Source organism: Microcystis sp. MC19 (genome assembly GCF_003019735.1).
Lineage (GTDB): Bacteria > Cyanobacteriota > Cyanobacteriia > Cyanobacteriales > Microcystaceae > Microcystis.
On sequence record NZ_CP020664.1, the window covers coordinates 1,218,806 to 1,232,981 of the forward strand.

The following is a 14,176-nucleotide window of genomic DNA, read 5'->3' on the forward strand; positions in this document are numbered from 1 at the left end:
AGTGGTATTAATTTAAGATAGGAAGTTTTCGGGAGTCAGTCGTCGGTCGTTAATACCAAATTAGCCTACACTTCATCTTGATAAGAAAGGCTAGATTTTTTGCAGCTTCTTAGGGAAATTATGACCACTAATCCTCTTAACTCGCTCATTTTAGAGCAGATTAGTCATATCTGTGAGCAATACTCGATCGAAAGTCGTATTCTCGAAGATTTTGCCGATTTTGTCATCAAAAACCACCGTAAAAAGTCTCCTAAACCATCGTTAACTAAATCAAAAACTACAGCCACCACCACCACAAGCTCAAAAGTTAAACCTTTAACTCTAACGCAACTTAAACAGGCAGTTTATGCCTATTTTGAGGTTAGCAATACCACAGAATTAAAAAAATCGAGTATGTTTCAAATGGCTACTAGAGCCTTTGATAACATCAATTTATCTCAGCGAGAAAGTTGGGAAAAAATTTACAGAGAGTATGTAGGTATTTTACCAGAAGAAGATGGAGAAACTGGTAAGCATTGTATTAATGGTATTAATATATTTAAGTATTTTTATCCCTATCGTGTTTTCGAGCTTGATCCAAAAACTGCCAGCAAGGAAGACATTAAAAATGCCTATTATCGTCTTTCTAAAATCTATCATCCTGATAACCAAGAAACAGGAGACGCAGAAGTTTTTGATTGTTTAACTGTCATGTATAAGTCTATCACCACGGAGATAAAATAATCATGCCTCAGAAAGCAAATACCTTCCTGATCCGAGATACCGAATTAGCTCAATGGTTTTCTATTACTCTTGAAAAACTAGACAAAATTGTTGATATTTTTGATGCTGATCCTAATGATGATTGGGATTTAGTTGAAGGTGTCGATTATCAATTTGTCAACAAAAAAGATAAAGTTAGAGTGTTTTCTTTTGAAGGTGCTTTAAAAATTGCTTCCTATATTGATCAGCATGAAAAGCGAGGAATTATATACAGATTTAGAGAATTTTTTACTAAGCACGATCAAAAAATTCGTCGCTCTTTGGCACGAAAATTAATTTTTAATGAATTGGCTGACTCTGGCGAAATTAAAGTTTATCAAGGAGTGGCTATGATTCATAAACAGAGTTTGCGGCGAATTTTAAAAACTAATGGAGCCAAGCTAAATCAAACATTCAATAATCTTAAACTCCACGAATCTTCATCTTTGAAAGTTGATGATGAAGAACTTGCTAAGGTAATCAAAAATACTAAAACAGAAGTTCGTCCTTTAAAAATAGGAGTAGATTTTTACGAAGATGAAAAAAGAGAGTTTTGGTTCTCTGAAAGTGGAGTTGTTCGCATTTCTAAATCCATGAGTGAAACTTTGACGAATAAATCGCGCCAAGAAATGTGTAAAATGATTGAAATCGAGTTTCCTCTTGCCTTTAAAGAAATTCAGGAAAATCTAGATGACGATACCAAACAAAAAATCGAGATTGAAAAGGCTAAAAAACGAGCTAAAACTAGAGATAAAAACACTTGTCAGGTGACAGGGCAAAAACCGGATAGAAATAATAAATTTAATCTCGCTGTCCATCATCTTTACTCTGCCCAGAAATATCCCCATCTAGCGACATTAGATCTGAATTTGGTGACTATTAAAGAAGAAATTCACCAAGAATTCCACGGTAATTTAGGGGGATTTCATCAACCTTGTACAATCGAGGATTTTATCGAATTCTTGCACGTTTACTATCCCGAACATCATGGTAATTTAGCCTTAAAACTTCAGAAAACTAAGAAAAAACTGGAAAAATTAGCTAAATAATCATTCAATTTCGGGGGGTGAATAGCTCCAAGGTGATTCTCCATTTTTTGAGGGAAAGAACGACCACATCTCATCATGAGCGATAATTAATTTATCGAGAATTTGGGTTAAAACTCCTATCTGACGAGGGACAGCCGCATCTAAATCATTGGCAACTATTGTCAACTCCGCCCATAGTATATATGATAGTTGAACTCTAATTTAGGATCTAGCTGGGTCTAGAGAGGATAATATGGATAAGATCAAGGTAGGATTGTTGTTTGGTGGTCGATCGGGAGAACACGAGGTATCTATCAATTCGGCTCGATCGATCCTGCAAGCTTTTAATTATCCCGAAAATCTTGACAAATACGCCGTTATCCCCTTCTATATCGATAAAAATGGCTGTTGGCATTCGGCAGCAACTGCTAGACAAATTTTAACCTCTGGGCAACCCCTAGCTATTGAGAGTGATATAAAAGTCAATATCTGGCAATTTCCTCCAGAAGTGAGCGAAATTGAGGTTTGGTTTCCAATTCTCCACGGACCGAATGGAGAAGATGGAACTTTGCAAGGATTACTCACTCTCATGCGGGTTGCTTTTGTGGGTAGTGGGGTTCTGGGTTCATGCCTAGGCATGGATAAAATTGCCATGAAAACTGCTTTTGCAGCCGCTGGATTACCCCAAGTTAAGTATAAGGCCATAACCCGCTCGCAAGTGTGGTCAAATGCCTGTGTTTTTCCGCAATTGTGCGATCAAATCGCCGAGGAAATAGGTTATCCTTGTTTTATTAAACCGGCTAATTTAGGTTCTTCGGTGGGTATTAGTAAAGCACGCAACCGGCAAGAATTAGAGGCTGCTTTAGATAGCGCTGCTAGTTATGATCGACGGATTATTGTTGAAGCAGGAGTAACCGCAAGGGAAATCGAATGTGCAGTTTTAGGTAATGATAATCCCCAAGCTTCTTTGGTGGGAGAAATTACTTTTGATAGTGATTTTTATGACTATGAAACTAAATATACTGATGGGCGATCAAGTATGGTGATTCCCGCTAATATTCCTGATAAAATTGCTAATCAAGTGCGAGAAATGGCTGTAGAAGCATTTAAAGCTGTGGATGCTGCGGGATTGTCGCGGGTGGATTTTTTCTATGTGGAGAAGACTGGGGAAGTGTTGCTCAATGAAATTAATACTCTGCCGGGGTTTACTAATTTTAGTATGTATCCCCAACTCTGGAAAGCCACTGGTTTAGAGTTTGATAAATTGGTCGATAAGTTGGTACAATTAGCTTTAGAAAAACAGGAAAAATAAGGTTAATTTAACACCATTTCTAGGATAGTAATTACCTAGTCTAAGTAACTGGTTCTAATTAAGTAGAAGATAAATTTTGTCTTTGATCCCTCCTGCCTCCTAGGGCTGAGGCTCTTCTAGGTTCTGTGTGATAAGTTTAATTGACATAGGATCGATCGATCTTTGTGTCCTTTGTGTCTTTGTGGTTCGTTCCACCCCCTCGCTCTTGAGAAATGTATCTTAGAATACATTTTACCCACCAAACCTGGGAGAGCCGGGCTGATTCATTTAAATTAAGTACAGATGATCTTCAGTCAATAAATTTGACTGAAGATTCTCAAGTTTACCTTTTTCTAACCAAAAGAGTTAGCCACAATAATTAATCTTTAGTCTTCTGCCAATATTTATTATGAATAGATTGATAAAGCTTGTTCTCAAGCTACTAAAAGCCTATCTCTCCTGAAATTGTCTGAGAGTAAATTCTGTTAATTTAGCTAATTTTTCTGCTTCTTACGTCGATAAAACTATCAGTTTTTCCTAACGTTCAGCTAACCACCTCTGTCCCTCCGTTATTGAGAGAAAACCCAAACCTCTGAAAAGATTCAATCCTATAGTTGTGAGAATTGACCAATTGCTTGCTGCTTGAAAATCACTTATCTCGCTTTTATCTTCCTCAAAAATTACATCTTTTACCCAATGTAACTGATTTTCTATTTTCCAATGTCCTCGAATAATTTTAGCAAATACTTGGGCGGATTCGGTTAGGCTACTGATATAGTAAGCTGTTTCTTCATAAGTTTTATCCCCGCGACTACCCCTTCTTTCTACTTTAATAACTCTTCGTAGATTTTCAAACCCTTGTCTTTCATTTTTACTCACTTTAAAAACTTCTATTTTTCTTGATATTTTTCGTCCATGACTATTATCTTGTTCGATAAAGCAACTTTCTGCCTTTGAGGAATTACTTAGGTCTTGTATTCGCTGATAAAGATTTTTCTGATTTCCTTTAACGGTGATAAGCTAAGACGTATTTAGATCGCTTATCCTTAGATGAGCTACATCTCCCCCAATCCCTTTACTGTTACCTCTTGCAAGGGTGCCTATTGCCTCATCTCAACAAGCAATTTAAATACGCAGGCAGCTTATTCTGATGGGAGAATGAAACAGCCCTACCCTATCCATGAGTCACATTAAAGGTTGAAAATAGGGTGAATTCCAAAAGTCGGATGTGGCACTCGCTGCGGCTAGATTTCCCCAAGCTTGCCGAACTTTTGTACTAGATTGGCTGGCCAAGTTTTCCACGATACTGATTAACCTTTTCTTTCTTCTCGTGTCCCCTAGGTCTGCATACTGTAATTCTTGGGTTGCCCATTTCTCCATTTTTTTTGGCTCACCCCAACCTTGATTCCTTCTTTCAAAACTATACCTATCAATCGTTTCCCCTTTTTTTAAGTTTCTTCTCTTTTTGTTAAGAAATATCTGACTAATGGATAGGCAGGGGGGGATCGAAGGCAAAATCGATCTTCTTCATTATTAGCTTTTCGCCTATCGGCATTCAGCCAGAGTGAGCAATTCTTGCTATTCTTATGTTTGTAGGGTTGGAGATTTTTCTAACCTGAAGCGGTAATGCTATCAGCGCTGGATTATTCCCCAAAATTGTCCAGCATATTTTGGTTAACTTTATCCACAATCATCTAACGAAAACAGTGACAGCAAAGAAAACTTGGAGCGATCGCTTTGAAGGTAGCCTCCATCCTACGATCGTAGAATTTAACGCCAGTATTGGCTTTGATATCGAATTAATCGAGTATGATCTCACCGGATCGATCGCTCACGCTAAAATGCTCGCCTATACGGGTATTATCAGCCCCGAAGAAGCAGATAGTCTCGTCTCTGGATTGGAACAAATTCGTCAAGAATACCGCACCGGCAACTTTAACCCCGGCATCGATCAAGAGGACGTGCATTTTGCCGTAGAACGTCGTTTAACCGAGATTGTGGGAGATGTGGGCAAAAAACTGCACACGGCCCGTTCGCGGAATGATCAGGTAGGAACGGATATTCGTCTGTATCTTAGACAACAAATTGATGATATTAGGCAAGAAATTCGCAATTTTCAGCAAGCTTTAGTCAATCACGCCGAAAACCATCTGGAAACCCTGATCCCCGGTTATACCCACCTACAGCGCGCTCAACCGATTAGTTTAGCCCATCATCTCCTCGCTTATTTTCAAATGGCCGAACGGGATCACCAAAGATTAGGGCAAATTCGCGCCAGGACTAATATTTCGCCCCTAGGATGTGGCGCTTTAGCGGGGACGACTTTTCCGATTGATCGTCATTACAGTGCCAATTTACTCGATTTTGAGCAGGTGTATAACAATAGTCTCGATGGAGTTAGCGATCGAGATTTTGCCATTGAATTTATGACGGCCGCTAGTCTGATTATGGTCCACCTGAGCCGTTTGAGCGAAGAAATGATTCTCTGGTCTTCCCAAGAATTTAGTTTTATCACTCTCACCGATAGTTGTGCCACTGGATCCAGCATTATGCCCCAGAAAAAAAATCCCGATGTTCCCGAATTAGTGCGCGGCAAAACAGGGCGGGTTTTTGGGCATTTACAGGCGTTATTGACCTTAATGAAGGGTTTACCCCTGGCCTATAACAAAGACTTGCAGGAGGACAAGGAGGCGTTATTTGATGGCGTTAAAACCGTGCGGATTTGTTTGCAAGCGATGACGGTACTTTTAGCCACTGGGATTCAATTTAAAACTGACCGATTAGCTAATGCGGTGGCGGAAGATTTTTCTAATGCGACGGATGTGGCGGATTATTTAGCCAGTAAGGGAATTCCCTTCCGAGAAGCTTATAATTTAGTCGGGAAAGTCGTTAAAAGCAGTTTGGCAGCGGGTAAGTTATTAAAAGATTTAACCCTGACGGAATGGCAAGAATTACATCCAGCTTTTGAGGCCGATATCTATGACGCGATCGCTCCTCGTCAGGTGGTGGCGGCCCGTAATAGCTATGGTGGCACAGGTTTTGAACAAGTGCGATCGGCTTTAATTCAAGCTAAAGCCATTCTCGATCATCGAAAATTTGGGTCTGAAACCCCGTCGTTCTAGGTTGGCTTTCCTGTGAAATATTAGCGCATTTACACGATATATGCTAGAATGTGAGATATGGAGAAAGCCTATTCGTTTCGATTTTACCCCACACCCGAACAAGAGTCGCTATTGCGGCGCACTTTGGGCTGTGTAAGATTGGTTTACAATAAGGCACTCCATCTCAGAACACAAGCATGGTACGAAAGACAAGAAAGAGTAGGATATACTGAAACTTCTTCAATGCTAACCGATTGGAAAAAACAAGAAGAATTAGACTTTTTAAACGAAGTTAGCTGTGTACCTTTACAACAAGGGTTAAGACACCTACAAACAGCTTTTACTAACTTCTTTGCTGGTCGTACTAAGTATCCTAACTTTAAGAAAAAACATCAGGGAGGAAGTGCCGAATTTACCAAATCTGCTTTTAAGTTCAAAGACAGACAAATCTATTTAGCTAAATGCACAGAACCTTTACCTATTCGATGGTCAAGACAAATACCAGAAGCTTGTGACCCAAGTACAGTAACGGTCAGATTACATCCCTCAGGACGTTGGCATATTTCAATTAGATTTGATGACCCAACGATTAAGCCTCTACCAGTAACAGATAAAGCCATCGGAATTGACTTAGGAATTAGTAGCCTCGTGATTACCAGCGATGGTGACAAAGTGTCTAATCCCAAGCATTTTAAAAAGCATTATCGGAGACTGCGAAAAGCACAAAAAAATCTTTCTAGAAAACAGAAAGGGTCAAAAAATCGGGAAAAAGCAAGAATCAAAGTAGCCAAGATTCACGCTCAAATTAACGATAGTAGAAAAGACCATTTACACAAGCTAACCACTCAATTAGTTCGTGAAAACCAAACGATTGTGGTTGAGAATTTAGCCGTCAAGAATATGGTCAAAAACCCCAAGTTATCTCAGGCAATATCTGATGTAAGCTGCCCCCCCTTGCCCCCCCGACCCCCCCGATGTCGGGGGGGCAGGGGGGGTGGGGGTTGGGGGGGGCGACAATTAGCCTATAAATGCCGTTGGTATGGCAGAAATTACATCGAAATAGATAGATGGTTTCCTAGCTCTAAAAGGTGTAGTAATTGCGGGTATATTGCTGAGAAAATGCCGTTAAATGTTCGAGAATGGGACTGTCCAGACTGTGGGACTCACCATGACCGAGATGTTAACGCTAGTAAAAATATTTTGGCCGCAGGGCTTGCGGTGTCAGTCTGTAGAGCGACCATAAGACCAGAACAGAGTAAATCTGTTAAGGCAGGTGCGAAAAATCCTTCGGGACAGAAGCAGAAACCCAAATCGTGAGGTTTGGGAATCACCGTCCGTTTACGGCGGTGAGGATGTCAAGATTGATATTGTTAGGGGTTTTGGGGTTTTGGGGTATTAGTTAAAATTTCCCTATCTCCCTATCTCCCTATCTTCCTATCTTCCTATCTCCTAATTCCTATGGGTCGTGTTTGGCATTTTATTAAAAGTGTGATGGGAATTATCTTTCGTCATCCTGTAACTGGGGTGACAATGATTCCGCTGCTTGCTGATGGTACAATTGTTTTAATCCGACGCAGAGACACCGGCAAATGGGCCCTACCGGGGGGAATGGTCGATTGGGGGGAAGATATTTTTAATACTGCTCAAAGGGAATTAAAAGAGGAAACAGGATTAAATTTAGTCAGTTTAGGGCGTTTAGTGGGGGTTTATTCCTCTTTTGAGCGTGATCCGCGTATTCACTCCATTTCAGTGTTAATTGAAGTGACAGCTGCGGGTAATTTTCAGATCAAAGATACATTAGAAGTTAGCGAGGTGAGAGCTTTTAGCGTCGAAACTTTACCTCTAGGCAATCTCAGCCACGATAACGATCGCCAACTAGAAGATTATCTCAGGGGTGCCACTGTAGTGGCTTGATTTTTTTCTAGTATCGGCTCTCCCAGGTTTGGTGGGTAAAATGTATTCTAGGATACAGTCCTGCTGGCGAGTGAGTGGAACGAACCACAAAGACACAAAGGACACAAAGATTGATCGATCATATTGTAAGTTAAACTGATCACACAGAACCTAGAAGAGCCAAATAACTGGAAGGTTGATACTTGGCTATGGATTTGGTAGCATGGCGGCGGGAAAAATGTGCTTATTATGGGCAAACCACAAATCTCTATCGGAATTCCCCTAGTTCCTCACCAGACTAAACCTCTAACCCCTAGAATCTGCTAAGTTACCTAGTAAATCAGTAGCGACTACACTGGTAGAAACCAAAGTGAAGAAGAAGTCAGAGATCCAAATTTTCCTAGCTCACGCTAGTGAGGATAAACCAGCAGTTTTGGCACTGTATAACCGCCTCAAGCAAGCGGGGTATAAACCTTGGTTGGATGAAGAAGACCTGATTCCGGGTCAAATTTGGCGAGATGAAATTCCGAAAGCGATTAAAGCTAGTCAGATTTTTCTGGCCTGTCTGTCAGCGAAATCGGCTAAACAGGGATACATCCAACGGGAGTTGAGGATTGCACTTGATACCTTGGGACAGATGCTACCGGGGACAATTTTTTTTATTCCTATGAGGTTAGAAGAATGCGAAATTCCTGATCTGCGAAGTGCAGAAGTTGGCTTGAATCTGCGAGATATTCACCGGCTTGATTATTGGAAAGAAAACGGATTTGAGCAACTAGAAAGAGCAATTACCTATCAGTTCAAGCTTGAACCAGAAGAGCTAAAACAATCGGTAATCGTTCCAAAAGAGCCAAAACAATCGGTAATCGTTCCAGAAGAGCCAAAACAACTGTTATCAGTATTTAACTTTGAGGTGGTGCGAGTAAATGCGAAGGGTGAGCAAATTAGAAAAGAGTCGAAACAGTCCCAATATTTCAGCGAAGATTTGGGCAACGACATCACCTTAGAAATGATTGCCATCCCCGGTGGCACATTCACGATGGGAACGGAAGACGAGGAAATCGAAAGACTGGTGAAAAAATTTAACTGGGACGGATTTAGAAGTGAAAGACCTCAACATCGAGTAACCGTTTCTTCTTTCTACATGGGACGTTATCCCATCACCCAGTCCCAGTGGAAAGCGATCGCCGCAACCGCTAAAATAGACATCGACCTAGAGACAAACCCTTCTAACTTCAAAGGGGATGAGCTACCCGTAGAAAGTGTCAACTGGTATCAAGCAACGGAATTCTGTAAACGACTATCAAGGGAAACAAAACAGGAATACCGACTACCGAGTGAAGCGGAATGGGAATACGCTTGTCGTGCTGGAACTACCACCCCGTTTTACTTTGGGGAAACCATTACGGGGGAATTGGCCAACTACAGGTCCAGGGAAACCTACGCCGATGAATACAAAGGAGAATATCGACAACAAACGACTCCCGTGGGACAATTTCCCCCCAATGCCTTCGGACTGTACGATATGCACGGCAATGTCTGGGAATCGTGCGCCGATACTTGGCATGATAATTATGATGGTGCGCCGACGGATGGCAGTGCTTGGATAGAAAATGGGGATGATAATCGTTCTCATCTGCGGGGCGGTTCTTGGGGCCTCAATCCTTATGTCTGCCGTTCCGCGTTTCGCTACTACGACGTCCGCCGCGTCAGCCGCTACTACAATGTCGGTTTTCGGGTGGTGTGCGGTGCTGGGAGGACTCTGTAACCCTTTTTCCCTTTTTTTCCCTTTTTACCCTCATTCCCTATTTTTTCTTTTTCCTTTTCTTTCCCGCCCTTAGGCGGGTCGATTTTTTTGAGAAAATGGCGTTAATGTTAAATTCTATACTAAATCTGGTTATTAAAGACTGATTATTTATTCCCCTTTTGTCGTTTGCATGAGTAGAAAACGGGTTTCTCCGAGAAACCCGTTTTCTGTGCGTTACTCAAGAATTATCGGTTATCAGTTGGGAAGGTGGTGTTATATTATGGGTAGTAAAGTTGCTCAAAAACTTGAGATTTTTAACGTCTTCTTCTCCTAATTCATTAGAGCTTTTGAGAATTCTCAAACTATATTGATAATCTAACCCCAGAGCTACTGGGGCATTTTTGACTGTCTATCCTAACGATATTTGAGCCAATAACTGCCATCTTCTTGTTTCCACTGAGTCTTGACTGCTTCTGTATCTATCTTTCAGTTCCTCTGAACTTAGATGTTCGGCTAAGTAAGCTTTTTTGGGCATTTTATATCCTCGTCTTTACTGGTTTTATTATAACAGGATTTGGAATGAGACGTTCTGACACTTAGGTTGCGGAATCGGGGTGGCAATTAAGGATTACCCGAAATAACAAACCTACCCACTGCCACTAAAAACCCTCCTACCGCCGTAATTAAAATACCAATTAATGTCCAAATTTGAGCCTGTTGTGAACCTTTAATTGCCTTAACATCTTCCTTAACCGCATTGATCTCTCCTCGGAGGGAATTAATCTCCACCTTTAATACCTGTCTTTCCCCCTTAGCTTCTGTTAACTCAATTTTGATGTCTGTAACATCTTTTTGTAAATTCTCTAATTTGTGATTAATTTGGGCTAAAATTTCCCCTAGGTTTTGTTCAATTATCACCGACATTTGTATTTTTCCTCCTCCCTAAAACGCAAAAGTGTTGACCGAGTTTTTGGATAGCAAAGAATAATAAATTTCATCGTTTTCACAAAGCATTTTTGGGGCGACGGTTCTAGAATTCGGGCTCTTCTGGTTTCTGTGTGGAAACGAGGTCTATACTGATAGAATATCCGCGAAATAGCCCTAAAAGTCTTGCTCGATAAGCATTTCACGACTCCATAAGCAAAAATTATCACACAAAGTCGAGAAGAGCCGAATTCGGGCTAGTCAAGGACTAAACCCGAACTTGACCGAGTTTTTTAATCCTCTAAACTAATCTTGACCGGATTAACTTTCCAAATCTCTTGACAATATTCCCTGATCGTGCGATCACTAGAGAATTTGGCCATACGAACCGAGTTGAGAATCGACATCCGCGTCCACTTGTCCCGATCGCGATAAGCTTCACTTACCTGTTCTTGACAATCAGCGTAGGATTGATAATCAGCTAAAAGCATATACTGGTCATCGTAGAGGAGAGAATCGACGATCGGTCTGAATAATTGCGTGTCACCATGGCTAAAATAACCACTCTTGATTCGATCGATCACTCCCTTCAATTCGCGATTATTTTTGTAATAGCTCATCGGTTCATAACCGTGGGCTTTCTTAGCATAAACTTCTTCTGCTGTCAAGCCAAAAAGGAAGAAATTTTCTGCCCCTGCTTCCTCGCGAATTTCGATATTAGCACCGTCCAGAGTCCCGATGGTGAGGGAGCCATTCATGGCAAACTTCATGTTACCGGTTCCAGAAGCTTCCTTACCCGCCGTGGAAATTTGTTCGGAAAGATCCGCCGCCGGATAGATGCGCTGACCCAAAGAAACGTTAAAGTTAGGCAGGAAAACCACTTTTAAACGACCTCTGACATCAGGATCCTTATTCACAATTTCAGCCACAGCATTAGTTAACTTAATAATTAACTTCGCCATAAAGTAGCCGGGGGCTGCCTTACCACCAAAGATAAAAGTGCGCGGCACAATATCGATCTGAGGGTTCTGTTTAATGCGATTGTAAAGGGCGATAATGTGCAGAACTGCCAGATGTTGGCGTTTGTATTCGTGAATCCGTTTTACCTGTACATCGAAAATCGAATTAACATCCACCTCGATATTGCGGGTTTTCAGCATATAAGCCGCTAAATCAGCCTTATTCGCCTGTTTAATTTCATACCAACGCTGACGAAATGCGGGATCATCAAGGTATTGTTCCAGTTTTCGCAATTCCTTCAGGTCTTTTAACCAATCATCGCCGATTTTTTCGGTAAATAGTGCCGATAATTGGGGATTGCTCAATAAAATCCAGCGGCGCGGGGTGACACCATTGGTTTTATTGTAGAATTTTTCCGGCCAGAGCATGGCAAACTCTTTCAGGGTGTCTTTTTGCAGCAACTCCGTGTGTAAAGCGGCGACTCCATTAATCGAGTGACTACCCACACAGGCTAAATTAGCCATGCGAATTTGTTTATTACCCCAACCAGCTTCTTCAACTATCGACAATTTGCCCAATAATTCCTCGTTATCGGGAAACCAAGTCCGCACATCGTCGAGGAAAAAGTGATTGATCAGATAGATAATTTCTAGATGTCGGGGCAGCAATTTCCCGATCAGATCCGCCGACCAACGTTCTAGGGCTTCTGGCAAGAGGGTATGATTGGTATAAGCGAAGGTTTTTTGGGTAATTGTCCAAGCTTTTGACCATTCTAAGCCGTTTTCATCCACTAACAAACGCATTAACTCAGCGATGGCAATGGCGGGGTGAGTGTCGTTCAGTTGAATAGCGGCCGTTTCGTGGAAGTTTTGCAGATTTTTGTGGTTTTTTAGGTGAATGCGAATTAAATCCTGCAGGGAAGCGGCCACAAAAAAGTATTGTTGGGCGAGACGTAATTCGCGACCGGCGGGGGTGTTATCGTTGGGATAAAGGACTTTAGAAATGGTTTCCGCGTCCATTTTTTCGGCCACGGATTGATCGTATAACCCAGCGTTAAAAGCTTCAAAATTAAAGGATTCACTCGCTTCTGCTTTCCAGAGACGCAAGGCATTAACCGTGTTGGTTTTGTACCCCGGGACCGGGGTATCGTGGGGAATGGCTAAAACCCGACGTTCCGGCAGCCATTGTACCCGTTCCTGTCCCTTATCATCGTGATAGATTTCCGTCCGGCCCCCCAGTTTTACTTCCACACTTTCATCGGGACGGGGTAGTTCCCAAGGATTGCCGAAGCGTAGCCAGTTATCGGGGATTTCCACCTGCCAACCGTCTTGGATGATTTGATGGAAAATGCCAAATTCGTAGCGGATACCGTAACCGATGGCGGGAATTTCTAGGGAAGCGAGGGAATCGAGGAAACAGGCCGCTAAACGCCCTAAACCGCCGTTTCCGAGGCCGGGATCCGGTTCCTGTTCGATAATTTCCTCAAAATCAAGACCTAATTCCTCGATCGTCTCTTTGATTAGGTCGTAAATACCCAAATTAGCGAGATTATTACCTAAATACCGCCCCATGAGAAATTCGGCGGAGAAATAGCAGACGAGTTTAACTTTTTCTTGTTTGTAGGTGTCGGTGGATTTCAGAAAACGACGCAGGAGACGATCGCGAACGGTGTAGGCAAGGGCGACATAGTAATTGTAGGGACTGGCATTGCTGCGGTTAACCCCTTGCAAATAAAATAGATTGTCCAGAAAAGCCCGTTTTAGGGTTTCGGGACTCATGCCCGTGCGATCGTCTTCGACTAAAGTGGGGCATTGAAGTGCTTCAAGCCCATCAGCTAGAGTATAGGTTGTCTCCATGGGTTTTTCTTGTCCATATATTCGGGAGTCGATCGCCGCTCAGATTCTGATGACGATATCCTTTATAGTTTACTTGTTAGCTTTGAGAGAGACCCAGACATTTAGATTTCTATTGGTTTTGAGGGGAACGGTGATCGCAATTGCCGACAAAAAAAGGGTGAACCCTGTCCACCCCCGACAATTATTCACAAAAAAAGCTTAATAGCGTTTTTTTCTGTCACCACCACCACCACTGAAGGGCGCGCGCGCTTCCCGCTCGCGGGCCTCGTTAACTTTAATTGATCGCCCCATCCAGTCAGCACCATCCAGTGCCTCAATTGCGGCGGTTTCCTGGGCTTTATTTTCCATTTCCACGAAGGCGAAACCGCGTTTGCGGCCCGTCTCGCGATCCACGGGAATATGAACCCTTTGAACCGTACCGTACTCCGCAAAGACGTCGGTTAGATCCTCTTGGGAAATCTCGTAAGAGAGATTACCAACAAAAATAGACATAATACTTGAATCCTCGATCAATACTCGAAACGGTGTGGAGACACAAAATTCAGGGAGAAGCCGAACAATACTAAAGTAAAAGACTTACCGAATTAATACTGAAAACGAACTTGAACACCAATCTTGACTCTCCCTCCGATCAT

At 42.0% G+C, this 14,176-nt stretch carries 11 protein-coding genes and 2 pseudogenes; 7 read left to right on the forward strand and 6 right to left on the reverse strand.

What is annotated here, in order from left to right; all coding sequences use genetic code 11:
- Window positions 1-120 precede the first annotated feature (120 nt).
- Together B5D77_RS06280 and B5D77_RS06285 are read left to right on the forward strand one after the other, a co-directional pair.
- Window positions 121-723 carry a J domain-containing protein gene (locus tag B5D77_RS06280; RefSeq protein WP_002737920.1) on the forward strand — a complete coding sequence of 201 codons (603 nt, stop codon included), beginning with the start codon at window positions 121-123 and terminating at the stop codon, window positions 721-723.
- 2 nt (window positions 724-725) lie between these two features.
- A complete protein-coding gene (locus B5D77_RS06285; RefSeq protein ID WP_106908490.1) occupies window positions 726-1,790 on the forward strand; it encodes a hypothetical protein in 1,065 nt (354 codons plus the stop codon).
- On the opposite strand, the gene B5D77_RS26180 is transcribed toward B5D77_RS06285, so the two are convergent.
- The gene (locus B5D77_RS26180; protein ID WP_173915182.1) at window positions 1,791-1,955 is read right to left on the reverse strand and encodes a hypothetical protein; all 165 of its coding nucleotides are present in this window, start codon (window positions 1,953-1,955) and stop codon (window positions 1,791-1,793) included.
- Window positions 1,956-2,022: 67 nt separating this feature from the next.
- Between B5D77_RS26180 and B5D77_RS06290 the strand changes: the two genes are divergently transcribed.
- On the forward strand, window positions 2,023-3,081 hold the full coding sequence (locus B5D77_RS06290; protein WP_106908491.1) for a D-alanine--D-alanine ligase family protein: 1,059 nt from the start codon (window positions 2,023-2,025) through the stop codon (window positions 3,079-3,081).
- Between the two features lie 516 nt (window positions 3,082-3,597).
- Here B5D77_RS06290 and B5D77_RS06295 read toward each other — a convergent pair.
- Window positions 3,598-4,080, reverse strand: a pseudogene (locus B5D77_RS06295) (ISAs1 family transposase); the annotation flags it as partial.
- 174 nt (window positions 4,081-4,254) lie between these two features.
- A pseudogene (locus B5D77_RS06300) lies at window positions 4,255-4,440 on the reverse strand (transposase); the annotation flags it as partial.
- A gap of 326 nt (window positions 4,441-4,766) precedes the next feature.
- On the opposite strand from B5D77_RS06300, the gene argH reads away from it, so the two are divergent.
- The 4 genes from argH (at window position 4,767) to B5D77_RS06325 (ending at window position 9,822) form a co-directional block, all read left to right on the forward strand.
- Window positions 4,767-6,182: an argininosuccinate lyase gene (gene argH, locus B5D77_RS06305; RefSeq protein ID WP_008198273.1), complete on the forward strand. Its 1,416-nt coding sequence runs from the start codon at window positions 4,767-4,769 to the stop codon at window positions 6,180-6,182.
- Between the two features lie 57 nt (window positions 6,183-6,239).
- The gene (locus tag B5D77_RS06310; protein WP_106908492.1) at window positions 6,240-7,478 is read left to right on the forward strand and encodes an RNA-guided endonuclease TnpB family protein; all 1,239 of its coding nucleotides are present in this window, start codon (window positions 6,240-6,242) and stop codon (window positions 7,476-7,478) included.
- A 141-nt stretch (window positions 7,479-7,619) separates the two neighbouring features.
- Window positions 7,620-8,075, forward strand: a complete 456-nt coding sequence (locus B5D77_RS06320) for an NUDIX hydrolase (protein WP_106908493.1) — start codon at window positions 7,620-7,622, stop codon at window positions 8,073-8,075.
- Window positions 8,076-8,424: 349 nt separating this feature from the next.
- Window positions 8,425-9,822 (forward strand): SUMF1/EgtB/PvdO family nonheme iron enzyme, encoded by a 1,398-nt coding sequence (locus B5D77_RS06325; RefSeq protein WP_106908494.1) that lies wholly within the window; start codon window positions 8,425-8,427, stop codon window positions 9,820-9,822.
- Between the two features lie 600 nt (window positions 9,823-10,422).
- On the opposite strand, the gene B5D77_RS06335 is transcribed toward B5D77_RS06325, so the two are convergent.
- The 3 genes from B5D77_RS06335 to B5D77_RS06350 form a co-directional block, all read right to left on the reverse strand.
- Window positions 10,423-10,725, reverse strand: a complete 303-nt coding sequence (locus B5D77_RS06335) for a hypothetical protein (protein ID WP_008198589.1) — start codon at window positions 10,723-10,725, stop codon at window positions 10,423-10,425.
- 293 nt (window positions 10,726-11,018) lie between these two features.
- Window positions 11,019-13,541 carry a glycogen/starch/alpha-glucan phosphorylase gene (locus tag B5D77_RS06340; protein ID WP_106908495.1) on the reverse strand — a complete coding sequence of 841 codons (2,523 nt, stop codon included), beginning with the start codon at window positions 13,539-13,541 and terminating at the stop codon, window positions 11,019-11,021.
- 198 nt (window positions 13,542-13,739) lie between these two features.
- Window positions 13,740-14,033 carry an RNA-binding protein gene (locus tag B5D77_RS06350; protein WP_008198592.1) on the reverse strand — a complete coding sequence of 98 codons (294 nt, stop codon included), beginning with the start codon at window positions 14,031-14,033 and terminating at the stop codon, window positions 13,740-13,742.
- Window positions 14,034-14,176 lie beyond the last annotated feature (143 nt).

Coding starts and splice junctions, on each gene's coding strand:
- B5D77_RS06335 (WP_008198589.1), bottom strand. CDS start 10,725: ATGTCGGTGATAATTGAACAAAACCTAGGGGAAATTTTAGCCCAAATT.
- B5D77_RS06320 (WP_106908493.1), top strand. CDS start 7,620: ATGGGTCGTGTTTGGCATTTTATTAAAAGTGTGATGGGAATTATCTTT.
- B5D77_RS06290 (WP_106908491.1), top strand. CDS start 2,023: ATGGATAAGATCAAGGTAGGATTGTTGTTTGGTGGTCGATCGGGAGAA.
- B5D77_RS06350 (WP_008198592.1), bottom strand. CDS start 14,033: ATGTCTATTTTTGTTGGTAATCTCTCTTACGAGATTTCCCAAGAGGAT.
- B5D77_RS06340 (WP_106908495.1), bottom strand. CDS start 13,541: ATGGAGACAACCTATACTCTAGCTGATGGGCTTGAAGCACTTCAATGC.
- B5D77_RS06310 (WP_106908492.1), top strand. CDS start 6,240: ATGGAGAAAGCCTATTCGTTTCGATTTTACCCCACACCCGAACAAGAG.
- B5D77_RS06285 (WP_106908490.1), top strand. CDS start 726: ATGCCTCAGAAAGCAAATACCTTCCTGATCCGAGATACCGAATTAGCT.
- B5D77_RS06280 (WP_002737920.1), top strand. CDS start 121: ATGACCACTAATCCTCTTAACTCGCTCATTTTAGAGCAGATTAGTCAT.